This is a genomic window from Sphingopyxis indica (assembly GCF_032879645.1).
In the GTDB taxonomy this organism is placed as follows: Bacteria; Pseudomonadota; Alphaproteobacteria; order Sphingomonadales; family Sphingomonadaceae; genus Sphingopyxis; species Sphingopyxis indica.
The window spans coordinates 382696-408207 of the sequence record NZ_CP076394.1 but is presented as its reverse complement, the minus strand read 5'-3'; the positions used below and the strand labels follow the sequence as shown (position 1 = coordinate 408207).

At 64.7% G+C, this 25512-nt stretch carries 14 protein-coding genes; 4 read left to right on the top strand and 10 right to left on the bottom strand.

The window, feature by feature from the left end; translation table 11 throughout:
- Positions 1-61: 61 nt before the first annotated feature.
- Positions 62-2812, bottom strand: a complete 2751-nt coding sequence (locus KNJ79_RS01915) for a TonB-dependent receptor (protein ID WP_317152568.1) — start codon at positions 2810-2812, stop codon at positions 62-64.
- Between the two features lie 299 nt (positions 2813-3111).
- Between KNJ79_RS01915 and KNJ79_RS01910 the strand changes: the two genes are divergently transcribed.
- The 4 genes from KNJ79_RS01910 (at position 3112) to KNJ79_RS01895 (ending at position 8848) form a co-directional block, all read left to right on the top strand.
- A complete protein-coding gene (locus KNJ79_RS01910) occupies positions 3112-4146 on the top strand; it encodes a LacI family DNA-binding transcriptional regulator (protein WP_317152567.1) in 1035 nt (344 codons plus the stop codon).
- A 154-nt stretch (positions 4147-4300) separates the two neighbouring features.
- A complete protein-coding gene (locus tag KNJ79_RS01905) occupies positions 4301-5800 on the top strand; it encodes an MFS transporter (protein WP_317152566.1) in 1500 nt (499 codons plus the stop codon).
- Positions 5801-6056: 256 nt separating this feature from the next.
- Positions 6057-8384: an arylsulfatase gene (locus KNJ79_RS01900; protein WP_317152565.1), complete on the top strand. Its 2328-nt coding sequence runs from the start codon at positions 6057-6059 to the stop codon at positions 8382-8384.
- Between the two features lie 92 nt (positions 8385-8476).
- Positions 8477-8848, top strand: coding sequence for a DUF1622 domain-containing protein (locus KNJ79_RS01895; RefSeq protein WP_089216656.1), 372 nt, complete (start codon positions 8477-8479; stop codon positions 8846-8848).
- Positions 8849-8910: 62 nt separating this feature from the next.
- On the opposite strand, the gene sciP is transcribed toward KNJ79_RS01895, so the two are convergent.
- From sciP to KNJ79_RS01850, 9 genes are all read right to left on the bottom strand, one after another.
- Entirely contained in the window at positions 8911-9198 is a 288-nt protein-coding gene (sciP, locus tag KNJ79_RS01890) for a CtrA inhibitor SciP (RefSeq protein WP_089216655.1), read from the bottom strand.
- Positions 9199-9335: 137 nt separating this feature from the next.
- Positions 9336-10289 carry an ROK family protein gene (locus tag KNJ79_RS01885; protein ID WP_317152564.1) on the bottom strand — a complete coding sequence of 318 codons (954 nt, stop codon included), beginning with the start codon at positions 10287-10289 and terminating at the stop codon, positions 9336-9338.
- 174 nt (positions 10290-10463) lie between these two features.
- A complete protein-coding gene (locus KNJ79_RS01880; protein ID WP_317152563.1) occupies positions 10464-12797 on the bottom strand; it encodes a GH92 family glycosyl hydrolase in 2334 nt (777 codons plus the stop codon).
- Positions 12798-12811: 14 nt separating this feature from the next.
- Positions 12812-14245 carry a glycoside hydrolase family 125 protein gene (locus tag KNJ79_RS01875; RefSeq protein ID WP_317153976.1) on the bottom strand — a complete coding sequence of 478 codons (1434 nt, stop codon included), beginning with the start codon at positions 14243-14245 and terminating at the stop codon, positions 12812-12814.
- Between the two features lie 14 nt (positions 14246-14259).
- The gene (locus KNJ79_RS01870; protein WP_394357143.1) at positions 14260-16602 is read right to left on the bottom strand and encodes a GH92 family glycosyl hydrolase; all 2343 of its coding nucleotides are present in this window, start codon (positions 16600-16602) and stop codon (positions 14260-14262) included.
- A 22-nt stretch (positions 16603-16624) separates the two neighbouring features.
- Positions 16625-17674, bottom strand: a complete 1050-nt coding sequence (locus KNJ79_RS01865) for a glycoside hydrolase family 43 protein (protein ID WP_317152562.1) — start codon at positions 17672-17674, stop codon at positions 16625-16627.
- A 109-nt stretch (positions 17675-17783) separates the two neighbouring features.
- Positions 17784-20792 (bottom strand): TonB-dependent receptor, encoded by a 3009-nt coding sequence (locus tag KNJ79_RS01860; RefSeq protein ID WP_317152561.1) that lies wholly within the window; start codon positions 20790-20792, stop codon positions 17784-17786.
- Positions 20793-21070: 278 nt separating this feature from the next.
- Positions 21071-23017, bottom strand: a complete 1947-nt coding sequence (locus KNJ79_RS01855; RefSeq protein ID WP_317152560.1) for a glycoside hydrolase family 2 protein — start codon at positions 23015-23017, stop codon at positions 21071-21073.
- A gap of 118 nt (positions 23018-23135) precedes the next feature.
- Positions 23136-25496: a GH92 family glycosyl hydrolase gene (locus tag KNJ79_RS01850; RefSeq protein WP_317152559.1), complete on the bottom strand. Its 2361-nt coding sequence runs from the start codon at positions 25494-25496 to the stop codon at positions 23136-23138.
- Positions 25497-25512: the final 16 nt, after the last annotated feature.

The following is a 25512-nucleotide window of genomic DNA, read 5'->3' as shown; positions in this document are numbered from 1 at the left end:
GCGCGGCCAAAGCGGGCCGGAAACAAGCGGGCCGGTCATACCGGCCGGCCCGCCCTTGCCGTCAGAACTTGTAGGTGATGCCGGCCATGAAGTTGCGACCATAATTCTGATAGTCGCGGATCTGGCGCGGATCGTCATTATAATAGGTGACGAAAGGCTCGTTGGTGAGATTCGACCCCTGGAGCAGGATGCCGAGCCCTTCGAGCGGGCCGCTCTGGAAGGTGTAGCCGATCTGCGCATCGACCACGAGCTCGCTCTTGGCCATGAACATGTCGCGCGCGAGGCTGAGCCCCGACACTTCGGCAAGGAATTTCGAGCGATAGCGGCCCGACGCCCGCGCCTGAAAACCGTCCTTCTCGAAATAGGCGGTGCCGTTCACGACCCAGCGCGACAGGCCGGGGAGCGAAATCGGGTCGGCATTGCCTTCGCGAACGCGGCTCTTGGTAAAGGACCCGCTGGCGAGAATGCCGAAGCCGTCGAGCGACTGGGAGAAGGTCGCGAAGGGAAGCGAGAGCGAGGCCTCGGCGCCATAGACATGGCCGCCGTTCCCGTTCAGCCATTGCTTGGCGATCCCTTCATAGGTCGCCACCGAACCGCCGTCGGGAACCTCGAAGCCCGTGAAGTCGAATGCGCTGTTCTGGCGATAGATGTAATTTTCGAGATATTTGTAGAAGCCGGCGACCGAGACATAGGCGCCCTGGCCGAAATATTTCTCGAGCGCGATGTCGACCGTGTCGGCCATCAACGGGCGCAGCTTCGCATTTCCGAGGTCGAGCGACCAGGGCGAGGCGTTGATGTCGGTGTTGTTGCGCTTCGAGGCGTCGAAATTGACGCCGCCGCCGGGCTTCAGCTGGTCCATGCGCGCCCGCGCCAGCACGCGCGCGGCACCAAAGCGCAGGAAGGTGTTGTCGGCGAACTCGACCGTCAGGTTCAGGCTGGGCAAAAGCTCGGTATAGGTCGCGCCGTCGGTGACCGGGGTCGACTGGGTCCGGCCGCCGACGACCTGCGCATAATAGCTCGATCCCGTCTGGTCCGAATGGACGATCTGCATGCCGATATTGCCGCGCACCGGCGCATTGCCCGCAGCGGTGTCGAAATCGGCCTGAACGAAGCCGGTCAGCACCTTTTCGTGGATCATATAGTCGTTGAAGATGCGCCCGGGGGTCCAGCCCGCCTCGTCGGTCAGCGTATAATTATCGTCGTTGTAATAGCGCCAGCTGTCGAACGAGACCATGCCCGGGATGCCGATGAAATCGAGCGAAACCGGATCATAGAGATAGTCGTCGGGCACGCGCGTGTCGGCCGGATAATTGTTGCTGGTCAGCACATAGCCGCGATCGTCGAGGCTCTTTTTGCGGTCCGAATAATTGGCGCCGACGCGCAGGCTGCGAAACGCACCGTCGAATTCCTGCGTCGCCTGGAGGCGCAGCGACTTGAGCTCGTCCTTGATCTTCGGCGTGTTGACGAAGCCGTCCTGGCAGTTCGGAACCGTCCCGCCGCAGCTGTTCCAGCCCTGCGGATCGGTGATGAGGAACAGGTCGGGATCGGCATAGTCGAGCGACGGGTCGAACAGGATGCCGCCATTGGGGCGCATTTCGAAGCCGAGTGCGGTTTCGCGCGCGCCGACATTCTGGCCCCGGCCGGTGCCGAGATAGATTTCGAGATTTTCCTCGGTCTTCTTGAGGTGCGAATAGCCGAGGTCGAGTTCGAGCGTCAGCCGTTCATTAGGCTTGAACTTGGTGTTCCAGCCGCCGGCGAGGATCGTCGAGTTGCGATGGACGACGTCGTTGCGCATCACCGCCTCGGTCCCCGACCAGGTGCCCTTCGTCACCAGCCCGTCTTCGACCGTGAAGCCGGGGAGCAGCGTCGAATTGCCCCACGCGAGCGGGAATTCGATGCCGCGCAGGCGCTGATCGTCCTTGAACTTCGACCAATAGCCGTCGAGCGTCGTGTGCAGCCGGTCGCTGGGTTCCCATTCGAGGACCGCCATCACGCCGTCGCGCTTGAGCTCGTTCGACTTCACATAGGGCTTGGCGCCGCCGATGATGAAGGCGGTGTCCGTGCCGTCGGTGACCTCGGGATAGCCCCAGGCGTTGAAGCGCTCTTCGGCGGTCGGCGACTGCATACGCGCATAGCCGATCGCCCAGCCGAGCGTGCCGTCGGCATTCTGGTCGATATAGGAGATGTTGGCGCGATAGCCCTTGTTCGAAATATCGGGATTGAGCTGGCCGAGGTCGTTGACCTCGAAGCGCGCGCCGGCGGCGAGCGCGCGGCGGCCATAAGCGAGCGGGCGCACCGTCTGCATGTCGATCGTGCCGCCGAGCGCCTGCCCGATCAGCGATGCGTCGGGGGTCTTGTAGACGATGGCGCCGCTCAGCAGTTCCGAGGGATATTGGTCGAGTTCGACGCCGCGGTTGTTGCTCGCCGAAACCTGTTCGCGGCCGTTGAGCAGCGTCGTGGTGAAGTCGGGGGCAAGGCCGCGGATCGACACGACATTGGCGCGGCCGTCGAGGCGCTGCGTCGCCAGACCGGGCAGGCGCGACAGCGATTCGGCGATCGACTGGTCGGGCAGCTTGCCGATGTCTTCGGACGAGATGACCTCGACGATCGAGGTGTTGTCCTTCTTGGCCTTGACCGAATTGTTGATGGCGCTGCGGATGCCGGTGACGACGATGTCGCCGTCGGCGGGCGCTTCGTTTTCGGCAACGGCGCCGGGATCCTGCGCCATCGCGGCGCGCGGCAAAAAGGCGGTGATGGCGAAGCCCAGCGCGATGGCGCTGGCACCGCGGCGAAGGCTGGCTGGCATGGTCATATCTGGCTCCCCTGGCTGCGATGGGACGGTGTTTCGCGCAGCGGTGGGGGTTCGCGGAACCTTAGTCCGCGCGGCATCCTCACCCCTGCGTGGGTTTACCCATCTGCGGCCTCGCAATTGGAACCAATCGCCGCCGCCCGCCATAGGGTATACGTATACGCATATTATGCGCGCCGAGCGCCTGTCGCCGAAAAGCCACAACGGCACGCGGCCCGTCGCGCGGTCCGGCGCAAATTCTTGCGCGGCGGCGCCGAGCCGCTAATCTGGCCGCAAGGGGATGCCGCGGCAGGAGAGGGACAATGGGACGGCAGCCGTCGTCCAAGCCGACGTCGTTCGACATAGCCTATCTGGCGGGCGTATCGCAGCCGACGGTATCGCGCGCGCTGCGCGGCAGCAAATCGGTGAGCGCGGCGACGCGCGCGAATATCGAACGCATCGCGCGCGAGCTCAACTATACGGTCGACAAGAACGCCTCGAGCCTGCGGTCGCAGCGCACGCACACGCTCGCCTTGCTCTTCTTCGAGGACCCGACCCCCGACGAGTCGATGATCAATCCCTTCTTCCTGTCGATGCTGGGGTCGATCACGCGCCAGTGCGCGCTGAGGGGCTATGACCTGCTCATCAGCTTTCAGCAGATGCACAGCGACTGGCACGTCGATTATCAGGACAGCCACCGTTCGGACGGGATCATCCTGCTGGGTTATGGCGACTATCAGCTCTATCGCGCCAAGCTCGAGCATCTGGTCGAGATGGGGACGAAATTCGTGCGCTGGGGATCGGTGTCGAAGGACAGCATCGGGCTCACCGTCGGCTCGGACAATGTCGGTGCCGGCGAGCAGGCGGGCGCGCATCTCATCGAAATCGGACGGCGGCGGATCGCCTTCCTCGGCGATGCATCCGACCATGCCCCCGAGTTTCAGGATCGCTACACCGGCCTCTGCCGCGCGATGTGCGCCGCCGGAATCGACCCCGACCCGGCGCTGCAGCATGGTGCGGTGTCGTCGGAGGAATCGGGCTATGCCGCGGCGCGCGCCTTGCTCGCGGGCGGCCACGCCTTCGACGCGATTTTCGCCGCGAGCGACCTGATCGCGATCGGCGCGATGCGCGCGCTGACCGAGGCGGGGCTGCGCCTGCCGCACGACGTCGCGATGATCGGCTTCGACGATATTCCCTCGGCCAGCCTGACCTCTCCTACTCTCACGACGCTGATGCAGGACATGAAGGGTGCGGGCGAGCTGCTCGTCGATGCGCTGCTCCGCCGCATCGACGGCGAAACGGTCGAGCCGAGCGTGCTGCCCGCACGGCTGATCAAGCGGCAGAGCACGGCGGTTTAGCGTTCGGCGGCGCTTTTCAGGGCTTCTCCAGCCCCGTGGCCCGCCTTTGCGTATTCGTATACGTGAACCACGCCGCTTGCCCCCGCCCCGCGCACGCGGCAAAGCTTTCCGGATGACGAGAGCCGTCCGAGCGGCCGTTTGGGGAGAGCGCGAGATGGAAAAGCCGCGGCAAGGTTTCGCCGGCCTGTGGAACATCAGCTTCGGTTTTTTCGGCATCCAGATCGGCTTCGCGCTGCAGAATGCCAATATGAGCCGCATCTTCCAGTCGCTGGGCGAGGATATCGAAAAGCTGCCCGGCCTGTGGGTCGCGGCGCCGCTTACCGGTTTGCTCGTCCAGCCGGTCATCGGCCATCTGAGCGACCGCACCTGGCTCGGGCGCCTCGGCCGCCGGCGCCCCTATTTCCTCGCCGGTGCTATCCTCGCCGCGATCGCGCTGTTCGCGATGCCCGAAAGCCCGTCGATCTGGTTCGCCGCGGTGATGCTGTGGCTGCTCGACGCCTCGCTCAACATCTCGATGGAACCCTTCCGCGCCTTTGTCGGCGACATGCTGCGCAAGGACCAGCACAGCGCGGGCTATGCGGTCCAGACCGCCTTCATCGGCGCCGGCGCGGTCGTCGGCTCGCTCTTTCCCTCGGTCATGGAGGCGTTCGGGGTCGCGAATGTCGCACCGCCGGGCCAGATCCCCGAGACGGTGCGCTATGCCTTCTGGTTCGGGGGCGCGGCGCTGCTGCTGTCGGTCTTGTGGACGGTGGTCTCGACGGACGAATATGACCCCGCCCGCATGGCGGCCTTCGAAACCGCGGGCGATGCGGTCGAACTGCCGCCGATGCGCGCGCTCGCCTCGCACAGCTATGCGGCGAGCTTCGGATGGATCGCCGCGGGGGTTGTCGTCGCGCTCGTTCAGATACGCCTTGGCCTGCTGCGCGAAGTGCTGCTGCTCGGCGCGCTGCTGGCCGGCTATGGCTTCGCCTCGATGCTCGCGATCGCGCTCGCTCGTCGCGGCAGCAGTACCAATATGCTGTCGAGCATCGTCGGCGATTTTTCGGGCATGCCGGCGCTGATGAAGCGCCTCGCGATCGTGCAATTCTTCAGCTGGTCGGCCCTGTTCGTCATGTGGATCAACACGACCCCGATCGTCGCCCAATATCATTATGGCACCCGCGATGCCGCGAGCGCCGCCTATCAGGAGGCGGCCAATTGGGTCGGCGAACTTTTCGCGATCTACAACGGCGTCGCCGCGATCGCGGCGCTGACCCTGCTCCCCTGGCTCGCGCGCCGGCTGGGACAGGCGCGCACGCATATGACCGGCCTTGCCTGCGGCGCCGCCGGCTATGCGAGCTTCTTCGTGCTGCGCGACCCGATGCATTTGATCGTCAGCGAAATCTTCATCGGCATCTTCTGGGCGTCGGTGCTCGCGATGCCCTATGCGATCCTCGCTTCCAGCCTGCCGCAGGCCAAGCTTGGCGTCTATATGGGCCTGTTCAACGTCTTCGTCGTGATCCCCCAGCTGCTGGTCGCGACAGTGATGGGATCGGTCATGCAAGCCTTTTTCCCGGGCGAGCCGATTTACACCATGGCGTTCGCGGCCGTGACGCTGGTGGTCGCGATGATCGCCATGACAAGCGTCGCCGCGATGCTCCCCCGGCGCGATTGAGCCGCCACCGGCCGGCGCCTGCCGAAAAACCCGCGGTCGCGCACGCAACCGCCCCGGGGGCCGGGCCCAGCCCTCGACCGTTATCTCCTGCTTTCCAGCCGCGGTTCCTGCCCTCTCAGGCCATCCCCGTGTCCATCTAGGGAGTCCCCCCGATGGCGATCATCGGGGGCTTGGCGATGCTGGTGGGACAGGAGTCTCCCCTCCGCCGCGAGTCGGTGACGTTTCCTGCAACCAACCCAACGCATGGAGGCCAGCTGTGGCAGAGAAAGAATTCAAGGGCGTCATCAAGCTCGATGTGCGCGATTCGACACCCGATTGGAGTCCGTTCACGCCGCCGACGCCGCCGAAGGATGCGCCGAACATCCTGATCGTGCTGTATGACGACACCGGACAAGCCGCCTGGTCGCCCTATGGCGGCGCGATCAACATGCCGACCCTGCAAAAGCTGGCGGACAACGGGCTGACCTATACGCAATGGCACACCACCGCGCTCTGCTCGCCGACGCGTTCGACCTTCCTGACCGGGCGCAACCACCATCTGTGCGGCATGTCCTGCATCACCGAAGGCGCTCAGGGTTTTCCGGGCTGGAGCGGCCGCCTGCCCGAGAATGTCATGTCGATCGGCTATATGCTTCAGGGCAACGGCTATTCGACCTTCTGGCTGGGCAAGGAGCATAACGTCCCCGAACAGGATATCTGCTCGGGCGGCGTGCGCTCCGAATGGCCGCTGCAGCAGGGCTTCGACCGCTTCTATGGCTTCCTTGGCGGCGAGACGAACAACTGGTATCCCGACCTGGTCGAGGATAACGGTTTCATCGACCAGCCCTATGGCCCCGAAGACGGCTATCATCTTTCCAAGGATCTGGCCGATCAGGCGCTGCGGATGATCCGCGATCAAAAGGCGAGCAATCCGTCGAAGCCGTGGTTCATGTGGTTCTGCCCCGGCGCAAACCACGCCCCGCACCATTCGCCCAAGGAATATGCCGACAAATATAAGGGCAAGTTCGACGAGGGCTATGACGCCTATCGCAAATGGGTGGTGCCGCGGATGATCGAAAAGGGTCTGTTGCCCGCCGACACCAGGATCGAGGATTTCAATTTCCTGCCCGACGCGATCGCCAACAAAGGCGATTTCGTGCGCCCGTGGGACGAGCTCAACGATCAGGAGAAGAAGCTCTTTGCGCGCATGGCCGAAGTCTATGCCGGCTTTTCCGAATATACCGACGCCCAGGTCGGCCGGATTATCGACTATCTGGAGGAAAGCGGCCAGCTCGACAATACGATCATCTTCTATTGTTCGGACAATGGCGCGTCGGGCGAGGGCAGCCCGAACGGTTCGGTCAACGAGAATAAATTCTTCAACAACTATCCCGATACGCTCGAGGAAAATCTCAAATATATCGACGTGCTCGGCGGGGTGGAAACCTACAACCACTATCCGACCGGCTGGGCCGCGGCCTTTTCGGCGCCCTACAAGATGTTCAAGCGCTATTCGGAATATGCCGGCGGCACCTGTTGCCCGTTGGTGATCCACTGGCCCAAGGGCATCAAGGCGAAGGGCGAGGTGCGCAATCAATATCACCACAGCACCGATATCGTGCCGACCATCCTCGAATGCATCGGCGTCGAAATGCCCGATACATTCCGCGGCGTGAAGCAGCATCCGCTGTCGGGCGTGTCGATGAAATACAGCTTCGACGCCAAGCCCGACGCGCCGACGCAGAAGAAGAAACAATATTATGCGATGCTCGGCACGCGCGGCATGTGGGCCGATGGCTGGAAGGCCGTCGCACTGCACGCGCCGCTGACGAGCAAGGGCCATTTCGATCAGGACGAATGGGAGCTTTACAACACCGACAATGACCGTTCCGAAACGGTGAATCTTGCCGACAAGCATCCCGAAAAGCTGAAGGAACTCGTCGACCTGTGGATGAAGGAAGCCGAGGCGAACAATGTCTTGCCGCTCGACGACCGCAGCGCCGCCGAAATGCTCGCTATCGAACGGCCGTCGACCGAGCCGCCTCGCCAGCGTTATATCTATTATCCGGGAACCTCGCCGGTGCCCGAGGGCGTGGCGGTCAACGTCCGCGGGCGGTCGTACAAGATCATCGCCGACGTCGAATTGACCGACAAGAGCGAAGGCGTGATCTTCGCCCATGGCTCGCGCTTCGGCGGGCACTCGCTGTTCATCAAGGACGGCAAGCTGCACTATGTGTACAACTTCCTAGGCATCAAGCCCGAACAGAAGTTCGTCTCGGGCAAGCTGACGCCCGGCAAGCACACGCTCGGCATGGAGTTCATCCGCGAAGGCCAGGGCGAATATGGCGAATCGCTCGGCAAGACGACGCTCTATGTCGACAGCGAAGCGGTCGATGACGGCGACATGAAGACGCAGCTCGGCAAATTCACCCTGTCGGGCGACGGCCTTTGCATCGGGCGCGACAGCGGCGATGCGGTGAGCGAGGAATATAGCTCACCCGGCGAGTTCAAAAATGGTCGCATCTTTGGCGTCGCGGTCACCGTGGAAGAGACGCAATATCTCGACCTCGAAAAGCTCGCCGCCGCCGCGATGGCGGTCGACTGAGCCAAAAAGGCAAAAGGGGTGCGGCCGGCCAGCGATGGCCGGCCGCAAATTTGCCGCGCCCGCTATTCGACAAGCACATGGAGTAGTCCTGCATGGAAGAAATCGACATCCTCGCCGAATATGTCGCGATCGGGGTGAATATCCTGGCTATCGCGGCGATCGCGGTGGGGTCGATCCAGGGCGCGGTCGGACTCGCGCGCGGGTTGCTGACCAATGCGAGCGAGGATGATCTGCGCCCCGTCTGGCTCGCCTTCGGGCGCTGGCTGGTCGCGGGCCTGACCTTTCAGCTCGCCTCCGACATCGTCGAAACGACCTTCGCGCCGACGTGGGACGACATCGGCAAGCTCGGCGCGATCGCGGTGATCCGCACCTTCCTCAACTATTTCCTGAACAAGGACATGAACGAGCTGCGCGAGCGCGGCCGCGAGGAAGCGAGGGAGGGCCGGGCCGAAAAACGGCCATGAGCCTCTAACCAAGGGCAACTATCGGCACGGGGCGGCGGCCAAGGCCGCGCCCCGTTGTCCGATCAATGACTCAGCTTCTCGCGATAATATTGCACGCGCGTCGCGCGCAGCGCGGGCATACCGAGCTGGTCGTATGCGCGCTGCCACGAGGCGAATTCCTCGATGCTGAGATTATAGCGTTCGCACGCCTCGTCGATCGTGATCAGCCCGCCTTCGACTGCGGCGACCACTTCGGCCTTGCGACGGCTGACCCACCGCCGCGTGTTGCGCTTCGGCAAATCCCTGAGCGTCATAATGCTGCCGGTCGGCCCGACGATTGATGCGGGCCGGATCTTCTGTTGTTCGAGCACCACGAACCTCCGTTCGCGCGGCCCCGCGCCGCGAAGTGCCCCCTCGAATTCCCGGGTTCCGGTCTAAACAATCGTCGTAAAGAATGGGTTAGGATCGCCTCCCCGCCCGTCGCACGAGCGACACATTCCGCCGCAAATCAAATCCAGGGGCCAGAACCCGATGGCTCTAGAGCCTGATGACCCTGCGCCGCATCCATCGCCAGCGCGACCGCGCCGAGCGGCCCGGCGAGCGTGCCGAGCGCGGGCGCGACGACATAGGGACCGTCTTCGGGCAGGCGCATATAGCCCGCGAGGCTTGCTTCCACTCCGGCGTTGATCCGCGGCAGCAGATGCGGCTGGCCCGCGATCACGCCGCCGCCCATCGCGACGCGTATCGGCCCGGTGGTCACCGCGAGCGCATGGATCATCACCGACAGGCTGTTCACCACCGGGTCCCAGACCGGATCGTCGGCGGCGACGTCGGACAGGTGGCGCGCGCCGACCCGCGCCTTGACCGCGGTGCCCGAAGCGAGGCCCTCGACGCAATCGTCGTGAAAGCGGCAGACGCTTGGCGCATCGTCGCCGGGCAGGCGCGGGACGCGGATGTGGCCGATCTCGCTGTGGCTGAAGCCGCGCGTCGGGCGGCCGTGAACGATCAGGCCGACGCCGACCCCCGTGCCGACGGTGACATAGGCGAAATCGCCGAGCCCGTGCCCGCTGCCCCAGCGAATCTCGGCGAGCGCCGCGCCGTTGACGTCGGTGTCGAAGCCGATCGGAACGTCATAGGCGGCGCGCAGCGGGCCGAGCAGATCGGCGCCCTCCCAATCGGCCTTGTTCGTCGCGCCGACGCGGCCATAGTCACCCGCGCCCGGATCGAGCTGCAGCGGGCCGAAGGCGGCAACGCCAAGCCCGCAGAAGCCCGGGCCCGCCGCCCAGCCGTCGAGCACCGCCTTGATCGCGGGGAGCGTTTCCCAGGGCACGGTGGTCGCGATCGTCCGCTGGCCGCGAATATCGTCGGGGCCGGCCGCGAGGGTGCAGATACATTTGGTGCCGCCGAGTTCGACGCCGGCGAACAGCTGCGCGCCGTCGCGCCCGGATGTCACATCTTCCATCAGCGCGCCCCCCTCACCCGGCGACCACCTGTTGTGGAGGGTGCCACCGAACGGTGCAAGGCCGAAAGCGAACAGGATATTGTGCGCGGCGGTAGCGGGGAGGCATGGGTCACTAAATAGTCCATTCTTATCATTTTTTTCGGTTCGTATGTCCGGGTCGGTATCGGCTGCGGCTCAGCTCGGCGTCGCGCCGAACGACGGTGGCCGGTCGCGCTTCGCGGTGCCGAAGGCCGACGGCTTCGCGCCCATTTCAAAGACGAGCTCGCCGCCGTCGATCAGGTCGGCGTGCGCGATCCAGTTCCGGCTCCGCGGCTTGCCGTTCCAGCGCACCGACTGGACATAGGGCCGGTCGGGCGCATTATTTTCGGCGCGGACGGTCAGCATCCTGCCCGCGCCCACGCGGACTTCGGCGACGTCGAACAGCGGCGAGCCGAAGACATAGACGCCGCTCACCGGGTCGACCGGGTAAAAGCCGAGCGCCGAGAGGATGAACCACGCGCTCATCTGGCCGCAATCGTCGTTACCGATCACCCCGTCGGGGTCGTTCCGGTACATTTCGGTCAGCAGCCGCCGCACCATCGCCTGTGTCTTCGCGGGCGCGCCGCAATAGGCATAGAGATAGGCGACATGGTGGTTCGGCTCGTTGCCATGCGCATATTGGCCGACGAGACCCGAAATGTCGGGCGGCGCGTTGTCGGGCAAGGTCGAGGGGCCGTTGAACAGCGCGTCGAGCTGTTTCTCGAACGCCGCATCGCCGCCGAAATGGTCGATCAGCCCATAGACGTCATGCTGGTTGAGGAAGGTCGCCTGCCAGCCGTTCGCTTCGGTATAGTCGCGCCACTTGCCCGTATCATGCCCGATCTGGATCGGATCATAATCCTTCCACCAGCTGCCGTCCTTGAAGCGCGGGCGCGCGAAGCCGGTCCTGGCGTCGATGACGTTGCGATAGTTGCGCGAACGCTCGCGCAGCGCCGCCGCATCCTCCTTCGCGCCGACCGCGTCGGCGAGATGCGCCATCGCCCAGTCGTCATAGGCATATTCCTGCGTCCGGCTGACCGATTCCCACACCTCGTCGCACGGGATATAGCCGAGGTCGTAATAGAAGCCCCGGCCCAATGTGCTGTCGATATCCTTGTAATCGCGGTCGAAGGCGCGGCGGCGGATGTTCGGCCAGGCGGCGGCATAGTCGGCGGCAATGCCCTTGGCGTGCGCCTCGGCGAGCACCGAGACGCCGTGCCAGCCGATCATGCACGCGGTCTCGACGCCCTGCAGCGGCCAGACGAGCGGGCCGGCGGGGCTCTGCGCGGTCTGGCGGCAGATGTCGCGGGTCAGCAGCGCGGCGCGATCGGGGTCGATCAGGGTCAGCAGCGGGTGCAGCGCGCGATAGGTATCCCACAGCGAATAGGTGCTGAACGCCTCTTCACCCTTCGGCGCATGATGCAGCTTGCGGTCGAGCCCGACATAGCGGCCGTCGCGGTCGGTGAAGAGCGTCGGCGCGAGCTGCGCATGATAGAGCGCGCTCGCGAGGATTATGCGCTGGTCCTCGGTGCCGCCCGCGACGCGAAAACCGTCCAGCGCCTTCGCCCAGCTGCCGCGCGCTGCCTTGACCGCGCCGTCGAAATCCCACGCCGGAACTTCCTGCGCCAGCGCATCGCGCGCACCCTTAACATCGACCGCCGAGAGGCCGGTCTTGACGAGAATCGGTTCGCCGCCCGCCTCGTCGAAGAAGAGTGCGACCTTGGTGCTGTTGCCCGCGATTCCCGTGGCGCCGTCGGGCGCGGGCGTGTCGCCGTCGCCGAAGAAGCGGACGCGGTCGGGCCTGCGCGACAGCTGCATCGCGAAATGGATATGGCGGCCCTTCGCCCAGCGGTTGACCTGACGGCTGCCGGTCAGCGTACCGTCGTCGCCCCATGCGAGCGACGCCTTTTCGACGACCACACCCTTGTCCCAGTCGTCTTCGATCGCGTGCGCGAAATCGATCAGGATATGCGCGGGGCCTTTGCCGAAACGATAGCGGTGCAGCCCGCAGCGCTCGGTCACGGTGAGCTCGGCGAGCACGCCCGATTCAAGCTTGACGCGGTAATAGCCGGGCTCGGCATGTTCGTCCGAATAGCGCTGGCGATAGCCCTCGTCGGGATTGTCGGTCGAACCGGGTTGGAGCTTCAGCTCCTGCCGCGTCGGCACCACGAGGATGTCGAGCATGTCGCCGATCCCCGTCCCCGACAGATGGGTATGGCTGAACCCCATGATCGAGCCATCCTTCTGATGATAGCCCGAGCAGGCGTCCCAGCCGTGGGTGTTCGTATCGGGGCTCAATTGCGCCATGCCGAAGGGGAGCGAGGCGCCGGGGAAGGTGTGCCCGTGCCCGCCCGTGCCGATGAAGAGATTGGGTTTGCCCGCGCCGAGCGTCGCGTCGCCCGCGAGGCGCGAGCAGCCGGCGGGGATCGCGCCGCCGAGCGCGAGCAGGCCGGTGGTGGCGAGAAGCTGGCGGCGGCTGGTCGTGGTCATCGAACGCGCCTCCATCACAGCGGCCGTGCCAACAGCGCGGGGCGCTTGTCCGCGACCTCGACGATCAGCTGCCCGAACAGCGCATTCGCCCAGGCGAACCAGCTGCGCGTGAATTTCCCGGGATCGTCCTTGTGGAAGCTCTCGTGCATGAAGCCGGTGCCGCCATGCGTGCCCTTCAGCCAGCGCAGACACTCAAGGATCGTCGCATCATCATCGGCGTTCATCGCGCGGGTGATGATCGACATCGGCCAGATCATGTCGAGGCCGATATGCGGCCCGCCGATGCCCTCGGCGGCCTTGCCCTTGAAGAAATAGGGATTGCGCTCGCTCCACGCGAGGTCGGCGGTGCGGCGGAACAGCGGGTCGTTCCGGTCGACGACGCCGATCAGCGCGAGGCCCGACAGGCTCGGCACATTGGCATCGTCCATGAAGACATGGTTGCCAAAGCCGTCGATCTCATAGGCCCAGACCTGACCGCCCTTGCCGTCGTCGATCAGCGCATGCGCCTTCAGCGCCGCCTCGACCTCGGCGGCGAGCGCTTCGGCGTCGGTTGCCGCTGCCGCGTCGCCGCGCGCTTCGCGGTGGACCTCAGCGACCTTGCGCAGCACCGACACCGCGAACAGGTTCGACGGGATCAGGAAGGGATAGAGGCAGGCGTCGTCGGACGGGCGGAACATCGAGTGGATCAGCCCGATCTTCTTCGTCGGCCGGCCATAGCCGCCGAGCATCAGACTGTCCGACGGCTGGAGCGCGGGGCGCTGGAAATGATAGGGGCCGGGGCCGTCCTTGCGCTGCTGGACGCGGAAGGTGTGGACCGCGAGTTTCATCGCGCGCGACCATGTGTCGTCGAAGGGTGCCTTGTCCTTCGTGCGCGTCCAATATTCGTGGCTGAGGCGCATCGGATAGCAGAGCGAGTCGATCTCCCACTTCCGCTCGGCGACGCCGGGCTTCATGTCGGTCTGGTCGGTCTCGGACCATTCGAGCTTCGACGGCGCGCCCGGGTCCTTGTCGAAGGCATTGGCATAGGGGTCGATCAGGATGCAGCGCGCCTGGCGCTGGATCAGCCCCTGGAACAGCCGCTTGAGCTTAGCGTCTTTCGTGACGAGATGGATATAGGGCTGCACCTGCGCCGAGCTGTCGCGCAGCCACATCGCCTCGATATCGCCGGTGATGACGAACGTGTCGGGACGGCCATCGAGCGTGCCCGTCTGGACGGTCGTGTCGAGCGTGTTCGGATAGCAATTCTCGAACATCCACGCGAGTTCGGCGTCGGCGATCTTCGCCTTCACGCGCGCGATTTCGGCCTCGATTGCGGGACTGGTGAAGTTGCGCGCAGCCGGCGCCGGGCGCTTGCTTGCGAAGGAGGCGGCGCGCGCGGCGGTGGGGATGGCGGCCGACAGCGCAAGCGCTCCGGCCCCGGCCATGATTTCGCGGCGGTTGGGGGTCATCATCGTCTCCGGCATCAGTTGGGCGCGCTCAGCGAAAAGGGCGCGGCGGCGGGGTCGCTCGCCCACGCCTTGTTCGGCTGCGGCCCCATGACGAAGGTCAGCGTGCCGCCCTGTGACAGCGCCTTGTGCGTCAGATAGGCCTTGGTCACGGGCTTGCCGTTGAGCGTCACAGACTGGACATAGACGTTCGCGGCGCTGTTGTTCTGCGCCTCGATCGTCAGCGGCTTGCCGTTCGGCATCGTCAGGGTGACGGCACGGAACAGCGGGCTGCCGATCGCATATTCACCGGTCGCGGGCGCCACCGGATAGAAGCCCAATGCCGAGAAAACATACCAGGCCGAGGTCTGGCCATTATCCTCGTCCCCCGGATAACCGTCGGGCGCCGACGAATAGAGCTTTGCCATGATGTCGCGGACATGCTGCTGCGCCTTCCACGGCGCCCCCGCCCAGTCATAGAGATAGGGCATGTGCTGGATCGGCTGGTTGCCATGGGCATATTGCCCCATGTCGACGATCTGCATCTCGCGGATCTCGTGGATCACCTGGCCATAATAGCTTTCGTCGAAGATCGGCGGCGTGGTGAAGATCGAGTCGAGCCGCTCGACGAACTTGTCGCGCCCGCCCATCAGCTCGATCAGCCCGTGGACGTCTTGCATCACCGCCCAGCTATAGTGGAGCGCATTGCCCTCGGTGAACGCATCGCCCCATTTATAGGGGTTGAAGGGCGTCGCCCACGATCCGTCCTGATTGCGGCCGCGAATCCAGCCGCTCTCGCTGTCGAACAGTTTGCGGTAGTTGAGGGCGCGCGCGGTATATTTCCTGGCATCTGCATCCTTGCCGAGCGCCTGCGCAAGGCGCGCGATCGAAAAATCGGCGGTCGCATATTCGAGCGTGCGCGCGGCATTCTCGTTGATCCCGACATCGTAGGGAACATAGCCGAGCCGATTGTAATATTCGGCGCCTTCGCGGCCGACGGCGCCCACGACATTGCCCTTCTTGTCGGTCGGGCGCCCTTCGCTCGTCGTCGCGTTCTTGACCATCGCTTCGTACAGGGTTTCGGCGTCGAAACCGCGCACGCCATTGATATAGGCATCGGCGATCAGATTGGCCGAGTTCGACCCGATCATCACGTTGCGATAGCCGGGGCTCGCCCATTCGGGGAGCCAGCCGCCCTCCCGATAGGTGTTGACCAGCCCCTGCATGATCCGGCTGTCGAGGTCGGGATACATCAGCGCGAAGAAGGGGAAGACTGCGCGCCATGTGTCCCAGAAGCCGTTGTCGGTGAACATATAGCCGGCATGGACCTTGCCGTCGTAGGGGCTGTAGTGGACGATCTTCCCCGTCGCATCCTCTTCATAAAAGGCGCGCGGGAATTGCAGCATCCGGTAGAGCGCCGAATAGAAGGTGCGCGCATCGTCCTTGTCGCCGTCGTCGATGCGGATGCGCGACAGCTCCTTTTCCCAAGCCGCCTTGGCCTTCGCCTTCGTCGTGTCGAAATCGTCGTTGCCGATTTCGGTATGCAGGTTGCGGAGCGCCTGTTCGGGGCTGATGAAGGAGGAAGCGACGCGGACGTGGACCTGTTCGCCCTTCTTTGTCCTGAAGCTAACGACCGCGCCGACATGGTCGCCCTCGCGCGAGGCCGCGTTCGTCGGCGCCTCGTCGCCGGCCCAGGTGCGCGCGAGGGTGAAGTCGCGATCGAACTCGGCGACGAAATAATTGTGGAAATTGTCGGGAACGCCGCCGTGGTTGTTGCGGACATAGCCGGTGATGCGGCGGTTCGCGGCGTCGATCTTGACCATCGACCCGCCCGCGAGCCCGTCGAGCAGGATGTGCGCATCATCGCTTTCGGGGAAGGTGAAGCGGAACTGCGCCGCGCGCATCGTCGGCGCGACTTCCGCCGTCACATCATAGTCGGCGAGATAGACCTTGTACGAATAGGGCCGCGCCTCTTCGGCCTTGTGGCTGAACCAGCTGCCGCGATCGGCCTGTTTCACCTTGACCGGGCCGGTTTCCGCCATCAGCGCGAAGGCGGCATAATCGTTCATCCACGGGCTCGGCTGGTGCGTCTGCTTGATCCCGTTGATCTTTTCGCCGTCATAGGTGTAGCCCCAGCCGCTGCCGGGATCGTCGGCAGTCACCGGGGTCCAGCTGTTCATCCCGAACGGAACCGTCACCGCGGGATAGGTGTTGCCGTAAGACAGGCGATAGCTGGAATCACTGCCCATCAGCGGGTTGACGAGATCGACGAGCGCGCCCTGCGCCGCCGCCGCCTGAGCCAGCGCCGCAGGCGTGCCGATGCTGCCGAACAGAAGCGCGCCTGCCGCGGCGCCGAGCGCGATGCGCCTGATCGTCTTCACGTCGTTTCTCCCCTTTTTCCCGTCATTGCGCCAGCGGGCGCGGCTCCACGCCCTCGTTGGTCATCTTTACCGGCGCGATCGTGCCGTCCGGATTGAAGATCATGCGGTCGATCGCGAGCTGGCGGTGCTCGCCCCTGTCGTCGCCGATCGGGCGGCGGTGATAGGCGATATACCAGTCGTCGGTGCCAGGCACATTGACCACCGAATGATGCCCCGCGCCGCGCGCGATATGGAAATCCTGCTCGAGAATCTTGCCCATCGGCTTGAACGGGCCGGTCGGCGATGGCCCCATCGCATAGGCGACCGAATAGTCGGGACCGGTCCAGCCGCCTTCCGACCACATCAGATAATAGACGCCCTTGCGCTTCACCACGAAGCTGCCCTCGACATAGCCGGGGGGCGTGATTTCCTTGAAAGTCTCGCCGTCGGGGAAAGGTTCGATGGAGGTCAGATCGTCGCCGAGACGCACGACGTTGCAGTGACCCCAGCCGCCATAATAGAGATAATATTGCCCGTCGTCGTCGTGGAAGACGAACTGGTCGATCGGCTGCGCGCCGTTGTGGAACTGGCCGATCAGCGGCTTGCCAAGCGCGTCCCTGAACGGTCCGGCAGGATTGTCGGCGACCGCGACGCCGATGCCGCCGGGCTGGTCGTTCGACTGAATATCGTTGGCGCCGAAGAAGAGATAATATCTGCCATCCTTCTCGATCGCCGACGGCGCCCACACCGCATAGGCCGCCCAGGCGACGTTTGCGACGTCGAGCACATGCTCGTGCTTCGTCCAGTGGACGAGGTCGGGCGAGGAAAAGGCGTTGAAGAAGGTCTGGATATAATAGGAAGGCCGCAGCGCCTTCTGCCCGCGCAGCCTTTGCTGCTCTTCGCTGAAATGCGGCGAAACGTCGGGCGTTTCGGCATGATCCGAATAGGTCGGATAGATCCAGTAACGATTCCCGAACCGCCGGATTTCGGGATCGGCGTACCAGCCCGGCACGATCGGATTTTCGGCCCGCGCCGCGCCGCCGGCGAGCAAGGCCGCGGCGATGGTCAGCGATGTCAGCCAGCGGCGTGTCATGTCGCGCCTCCCCTGTCTTCTTGCCTATAGGCCCTCGCGCCCCCCGGAAAAATATGGGTGGCTCCTTGCGGAGCCACCCGAGGGGGAGTTCGATGGGCTTCGGCCCGCATCAGAATTTGTAGGACAGGCCCACATAGGCGCGGCGGCCGAAATAATTGGCGCGATAGAAGCGCGCGTCGGTGTCGTTGCCGAGATGCTGGCGCTCCTCCGATTTGGTGAGGTTGATGATCGAGGCGGTGAGCACCACCCCATTGTCCCACAGCTCGTAGGAAGCGTTGAGATCGACCTGCTCATAGGGCTCGGTATAGACGTTGAGTCCCGACTGGAGCCCTTCCACAACCTCGCCGCGGCGGTTGTAGGACGCGCGGATCAGGAAGCGGTCGGTTTCGTAGAAGACCGAGGCGTTGACCTGCGTCTTGGCGCTGCCGACGAGCGGCGAGCGGCCGACCGTTTCGCCGTCGAGCGTGATGTCGGCGACCGACGTGTCGTTATAGGTGAAGTTCACCTGCGCGCCGAGGCCGAAGTCGAACGTATGCTGAGCATAGAGTTCGATGCCCTGCGACACCGCGTCCGATCCGTTGGCGATCGTCGAATAGGGCTGGATCAGCACCTGTTCGCCGGCGACTTCGCGCGTCACGTCGAGGACGAGCGGGACGACGAAGTTCGACACGTCCTTGCGGAACAGGCTCGCGCCGAGCACCGAGCCGCGGTCGAAATACCATTCGACGCCAAGGTCGTATTGCCACGCCTCGAACGGCGCGAGGTCGGCATTGCCGCCGCTGCCCGACCAGCCTTCGAACTCGCCGAACTGACCGCGATCGAAAGCATAGGCCGCCGAGCGATAGGTCAGCGAACGCCGCGACCCGAGATCGTTGAACGACGGACGCGAAATCACCTTGGCGACCGCACCGCGGATCACGATGTCGGGGGTGACCTCGTAAACGAGGTTCAGGCTCGGGAGCCAGTCGGTGTAGCTCTTCGACTGGTCGATCGGGACGTTGACGATTTCCTCGCGCTGGTCGAGCGGCAGCACCTGGCAGTTGCCGTCGGGACCGATCGGCACATTGGGGTCCATCGGGCCGCCCGGCCCATCGACGCAATAATCGTTCAGATATTGCAGGCGATCCGAGGTGATACCCGACTGTTTGGTATTCGCGACGCGCAGGCCGATATTGCCGCGCAGCGGGCCGCTTTCGAAATCGGCCTGCACATAGCCCGCGAACACCCGCTCGCCGAGGTCATAGATATTGTCCTCTTCGAGCACGCGCACCGATGGGCCATAGGTCGTGTTGATGTAATCGAGATAGCGCTCGAAATTGATGCCCGGATAGACGTTGGCGCTGAAGCCGCCGGCGATATTGCCGATCGGCTGGTCATAGAAATATTCGGGCCGCGCGACCGCACCCTCGGGCGTGTCCTGATAGCGCAGCTCGGTCGCGGGATCGGCGTACCATTCGTTGCGGCCGGTCTCGCGGTGGATGCTCATGTCGCGCCACTTGCCGCCGACGCGCAGCGCGCGCAGGAAGCCGTCGAAGTGACGGACGAGGTCGAGCTGGGCATAGCGCTGCGACAATTCGCTGTTCGTGAAGCCCGACCCGGTCGAGCCGACGTCGATCTGCGCGATGCCGTTCTTGATATTGTCCTGCAGCTCGGGCGAGAATTCCATGCTGAGATTGCCGTTCGTGAAATCCCAGCCGCTGAAGAAATTGCCGTTCTGCTCCTGCCCGGTGATCGTCAGGCGCGGCTTCGAGGCGACGCCGAAGCGCATCGACGGGCCGCCGGTCGCCTTGGTCTTGCCGACCTTGAACACCGCATCGAAGCTGTCGGTGTTCCATTCGACCTCGGTTTCGAAGGTGTTCGACACCTGCTTTTCGCGGCTGTAGGAGCCGGCGATCTGCGGCGTCTCCATCGTACAGGGCGGCGAATTGGCGAGGCATTCGGTGCCCGCGGCGGGAACCTCGAAATTCGCCGACTGGAAGATGGTGCCGCTTTCGTCGAAGGTCGGACCGGTGAAGAAATTGCCATAGCCCCATTCGGGGATCTTCAGCACATTGCTCTGCCAGTTGCTGCTATATTCGAAGCGGAAATAGTTCGAGGTGACGGTCAGATTGTCGAACGGGCGCATCTGCGCGGTCGCCTGGATACCGAGCCGCTTGCGGTCCTGCGTGAAGACTTCCTCATTGACCGACTGCGGTGCCCAATAGCCCGAATAATGCGTGCCGTCGCGCGTCGTCACGCCTTCGCCCGGCCAATAGGAAATCGCGTCGTCATTTTCGAACGGGTTGCCGTTGGCATCGACCGCCGGCGTCAGGACATTGCCGTCGGCGTCGCGGTCGCTCCACCAGCGCCAGGTTTCGGTATAGCCACGCAGCTCGCGGTTCGACCGTTCCTGATAGGTCGCGCCGACCAGGAAGCCCAGGCGCTCGCTCGGGTCCTTCCACGAAATCTGGCCCGCGATCTGCGGGTCGAATTTCTCGGTCGTGTCCGAATAGGTGCCCTCGGCCGAGACGAAGCCCGACCAGGCCGGCAGGTCGAACGGGCGCCGCGTGTTGAGGATGACGGTGCCGCCGACGCCGCCTTCCTCGAGCCGCGCTTCGGACGATTTATACACTTCGGTGCTGGCGATGAAGTTCGACGGCAGCAGCACATAGTTGAACGAGCGCTGCGGATCGCCGCTGTCGGCGCCGGCGATGAAATTGCCGTTGAGCAGCGTCAGCGTAAGGTCGGGCTTGAGGCCGCGGATGCTGACCCGGCTGCCCTCGCCGCCGTCGCGGGTGATGATCACGCCCGGAACGCGCTGGAGCGCGTCGGCGACATTCTTGTCGGGGAATTTGCCGATATCCTCGGCGGTGATGACCTCGATCAGCGCGTTCGAGTCGCGCTTTTGCTCGAGGCTCTTTTCGATCGATTCGCGATAGCCGGTGACGACGATCGCGTCGCCGGGCGCGCCGGCCGCATCGTCCGACTGCACCTGCGCGTCGACCTGTGCGTTATCGGCAGTCTGCGCCTGCGCCGGCACCGCGCACAGGCCGGCGACGGCCCCCGCGGTCAGCATCAGGTCGCGCACGAGCTGTTCGCGGCTACGCCCCTTCGACGAATGGAATTGTCCTGCGCCCATCTGTTCATCCTCCCTGTTCGAGGGGCTCCGCGCCCCCGCTCATTGCCCGGTTCTAGCAATCACCGGTGCGACCCATCGGGTCCGTCGACCCCGTATTCAGAATATAAAAAATAATTTGTCAAATAAATCTTTCCGGAGCGCGCGCCGTGCGATGGAGCGGTCCGAAACCAAGGCGAAAGCTGGGTTTTTGACCAATCGCAGCGCAGTTCCAGCTTCGCGTGCGGAGCGCGCCCGGCATGTGTGTGAGACAAAATTGCAACGCGGCGGCGCGCCGGGACTCAGTCGCCCGACGGGTCCTGCCAAAGCGGTGCCGCGATTTTCGCCAGCGCTTCGGGCGGCGCCTTGGGCACCGCGCGGTCATAGGTCAGCAAGCCGTTGATCTCGTCCTCGACATCGCTCGTCTGCGTATAGACCGCGGCGCTGAGCCCGGCCTCCTTCGCCTGGCGGATCACGCCCTCGAGCTTCTTGCGGAAGCGGTCGAGATATTCGGCCGGCTCGCGGGCGACCTGATAGCTCCAATTGCCCTTGCCCGGCCGCCAGATATGGCCTTCGACCGGGAAGCCGACGCCGCCATATTCGCCGAGCACGATCGCGCGCCGCGACTGGTGGCGGGGGGTGTTCGGCACATCTTCATAGGTGTGGATGTCGAGCACGTCCGACGCCTCGGGCGCGACGTCGAGCCAGCCCGAGGTCGCATCGACGAGCCGCGACGGGTCGAGCCCCTTGACCAAGCGCGCGAGCGTCGCGGCGTCATATTGCCCCCAGCCCTCATTGTTGACGACCCACATCACGATCGACGGAAAGGCGCGAAGTTCGCCGATCATTTCGGCGAGTTGCTTCTGCTGTTCGGCCATCGTCTCCGACGGGAAGACCGCCTGATACTGGCTCGTCCCCGCGAGATAATGATCCTCGCCGCCGCCCGAGGGCATGTCCTGCCAGATCAGCATCCCCAGCCGGTCGGCGTCGTAATAATAGCGCGCGGGCTCGACCTTGATATGCTTCCTCAGCATATTGAAGCCCGCTTTTTTCAGGAAGACGATGTCGCTCGCCATCGCTTCCTCCGACGGCGGCGTATAAAGCCCGTCGGGCCACCAGCCCTGATCGAGCACGCCGCTTTGAAACAGCGGCTCGTTGTTGAGCAGGATCGCCGGCTGACCCTCGACGCGGCCCGGTCCGACCGAAATCTTGCGCATCGCGAAATAGGCCTCGGCCGTGTCGCGCGGCGCGCCCGCGACCTCGGCCTTCGCATAGACCCGCCGTTCATGGCCGGTGAAGCGCGAATCATAGGCCTTGCGGTCGCGCTCCTTCTCCCCCGCATAGGGATCGCGCACCGTCACCAGCTCGGCCTTGAGATCGTAAAGGAAGGGATCATCGGGCGACCAGAGATGCGCATTCGGGATCGCAAGGTTCGCGCGGCGGTTGGCGCGCACGATCGTCGAGGCGATCGCCTTGCCGCCTGCGCTCGCGGTGAGCCGCACCGCATCCGTGTCGCCCGCCCACCCGCTCAGCGCGACCGCGACGTCGACGGTGCCGCGGTCGATGTCGGGCGTCGCGCGCACCTCGGCAATATGGAGTTGGGGGACGGGTTCGAGCCACACCGTCTGCCAGATGCCGCTGACCGCGGTGTACCAAATGCCGGCGGGGTCGAGGATCTGCTTGCCGCGCGGCTGCATTCCCGCGCTCGTCGGGTCGGTGACCTCGACGACGAGCTCGTTCGCGCCGGCCTTCAGATAGGGGGTAATATCGAAGCCGAAGGCGTCGAAGCCGCCCTTGTGCGCGCCGACGACCGGTCCGTTGACGCGCACCACCGTTTCATAATCGACCGCGCCGAAGTTGAGCATGATATGCTCGCCCTGCCAGCCCGCAGGGACGGTGAAGCTGCGGCGATACCAGATGCGATCCTCCGGCGTGACCTTGCGCTGGGCGCGCGACAGCTTCGATTCGACCGGGAAGGGGACGAGTATCTGTCCGTCCATCCGCGCCGGCTGCGCATCGCCCTTGGGCGCGATCGCATAGTCCCAAAGGCCGTTGAGGTTGAGCCAGCGCTCGCGCTTCAGCTGCGGGCGCGGATAGCTGCGCCACGCATTCGCGGGCGTCACTTCCTTGCCCCAGCGCGTCATCAGATCGCTCGTATAGACGGCATCGGCGGGAGGCGCGGCCCCCTGTGCCGAGGCCGCAACAGGCGCGAAGGCGAGGCAGGTGGCGAGGAGAAGCGAGCGGCGCATGGGACGGGTCTTTCCTTGGAACGGCGGGTGGCGGGTGAGCCCGGGACCAGAGGGGGGGGTAAGCGGTCCCGGGCTCGGCCTCCGCGCATGGTGCGGAGGATGTGGTCGGTGCGCGGCCTTAGCGGCGGCGCGACATCGACGGCGGCGCGGCGTCGGGCGCGGCGCCCCAGCTCTTGTTCGGCCTCGGCCCCATGGTGAAGACAAAGGTTGCGCCGTCCTTGATATCGTCGTGGCTGAACCACGGCCTGGTCCACGGCCTGCCGTTCAGCGTCGCCGACTGGATATAGACGTTCGCGGCCGAATTATTCTTCGCGACGATGCGCAGCGTCTTGCCGTTGCCCATGTCGAGGCTCGCGTCGTCGAAGAGCGGGCTGCCGATGATATAATGCTGGCTCGACGGGTCGACCGGATAGAAGCCGAGCGCACTCAGCGCATACCAGGACGAGGTCGCGCCCTGATCGTCCATGCCGGGATAGCCGTAGCCGCTCGCGTCGCTGCCATAGGTTTCGGCCAGAATGCGCCGCACAAGCGCCTGCGTCTTCCACGGCTGGCCGCTCCAGTTGTAATAATAGGGCGCCTGCTGGTCGGGCTGGTTGCCCTGCACATATTGGCCGATCACCCCCGTGCAGTCGCGGCAGATTCCGGTCGGATTATAGGGCCGGGTGAAAAATTGATCGAGCCTGGCGTTGAAGGCGTCGCGCCCGCCCATCAGCTCGATCAGCCCCTGCACGTCGTGCGGCACGAGCCACAGGGTCGACCAACCCGACGCCTCCTTCATCATGAAGTTGTAATAGGGCTCGGCCGGATCGAAGGGCGCGATCCACTGGCCGTCGTCGGTGCGGCCGCGGACGAAGCCGATCGACTTGTCGAAGACGTTGGCATAGTTGCCCGCGCGCTTCAGGAGCATCCGGTAGTCGGCATCCTTGCCGAGCTTCTTGGCGAACAGCGCGAGCGCATAATCGTCCCACGCATATTCGAGCGTCGTCGCCGCGCCCGCCTTGCCCCCGGCATAGGGCGGGCTGGGATTGTGGTCGGGGACGATGTCCGAAATCCAGCCGCGCTTCATATATTCGGCCAGATAGCCGCGCGGTCCCTTTGGATCGGTCGCATTCTTGCGCAGATAGTCATAGGCGGCTTCATAGTCGAACTCGATGCCGCGCTCCCACGCGCCCAAATAGAGGAACACCGCATTGTCGCCGTGGAAGGAGGTGTTCATATACCCCTTCTCGCGCGCCATATCGAGTTCGGACGCCATGATATTCTTCACCGCCTCGGGCTCCATCAGCTCGAGCAGCACGATCTGGTTGCGCCCCGTGTCCCAGAAGGGAACCGGGCTGTAGCGGTCGTGCGCGGCGACCTGCACCTTGCCATTGGTGTCGGCGAATTTTTCGCCCTTTGCAGCGATCAGCCGCGGCGAAGCGAAAGACTGGAACAAGGTCGAATAGAAGAGCTTTCGCTGCTTTTCGCTGCCCCCCGTCACGCGGACGCGGTTCAGAAGCTGCGCCCATTCGCCGCGCGCGGCAGCGCGCACGCCGTCGAAATCCCAGCCGGGAATCTCGGCCTTCAATCGCTGTTCGGCCTGTTCGTAGCTGGTGCCGTGGGCCATCTTGACCAGCACCTGCTCGCCCGCCGCGGTCGCGAAATCGACATAGGCGCCGGCGTAGCTGCCTGACAGGCTGCGCGTGCCGGGCTGGACGTCGCTGTTGCCGATGCCCCAGCCTTCATTGTCGCCGGGCGATTTGCGGAAGGTGCCGAGCTTTACGAAGGGCTTTGAAAATTCGGCGACGAACCAGGCGCCGTCGACGCCGCGGCTCTCGTTCGACCGGCCGCGGATCATGCGGTCGCCGACGACCTCGACCGTGCCGCCATGGCGCGGGAAGTTGACGACGACGTGCGCGCGCCGGCTTTCGGGGAAGGTGAAGCGCATCAGGCTTGCCCAGCGCGTCGCCGTAAGCTCGGCGCGAGTCCGGAAACTGTCGAGGAACACCGAATAATAGCCCGGCGCGGCCTTTTCGCGCGCCTTGTCATAGTATGACTGGCTGTAGGCGGGGGGCGGCGACCAGTCGCCGACCACGGGCATGATGATCGGCTCGGCATTGCCGCCATAGGTCGGTCCGCCCCCGCCGGTGAAGCCGATCATCGTCGGATTGGTGTAATAATAGGGGACGGGCACGCCGTTCGGATATTGCAGTTCGATATTATTGTTGACCGGCGCCGCCTCGACCGAGCCGTGTGGCAGGCGCGCGCCCGGCGAGGTCTGCCCCGAATAGACGGGCTCGCCCGGCGGCGGCGCATTGCCGATCACCGCCGGGTTGTCGAGCGGCGCGGTGCCGACGAGCGGATCGGCGAGATCGACCGGCGTAATCCCGCCGGTCTGTGCGGTAGCCGCCGAAGCGGCGAGCATAAGGGGCAGCATCGCCGCTCTCTTGCCCAGCCCCGCCCTGCCCGGCGCCCGCGCGCCGCCCCTGTCGTCGGTCATTATATCCTCCCTTTTT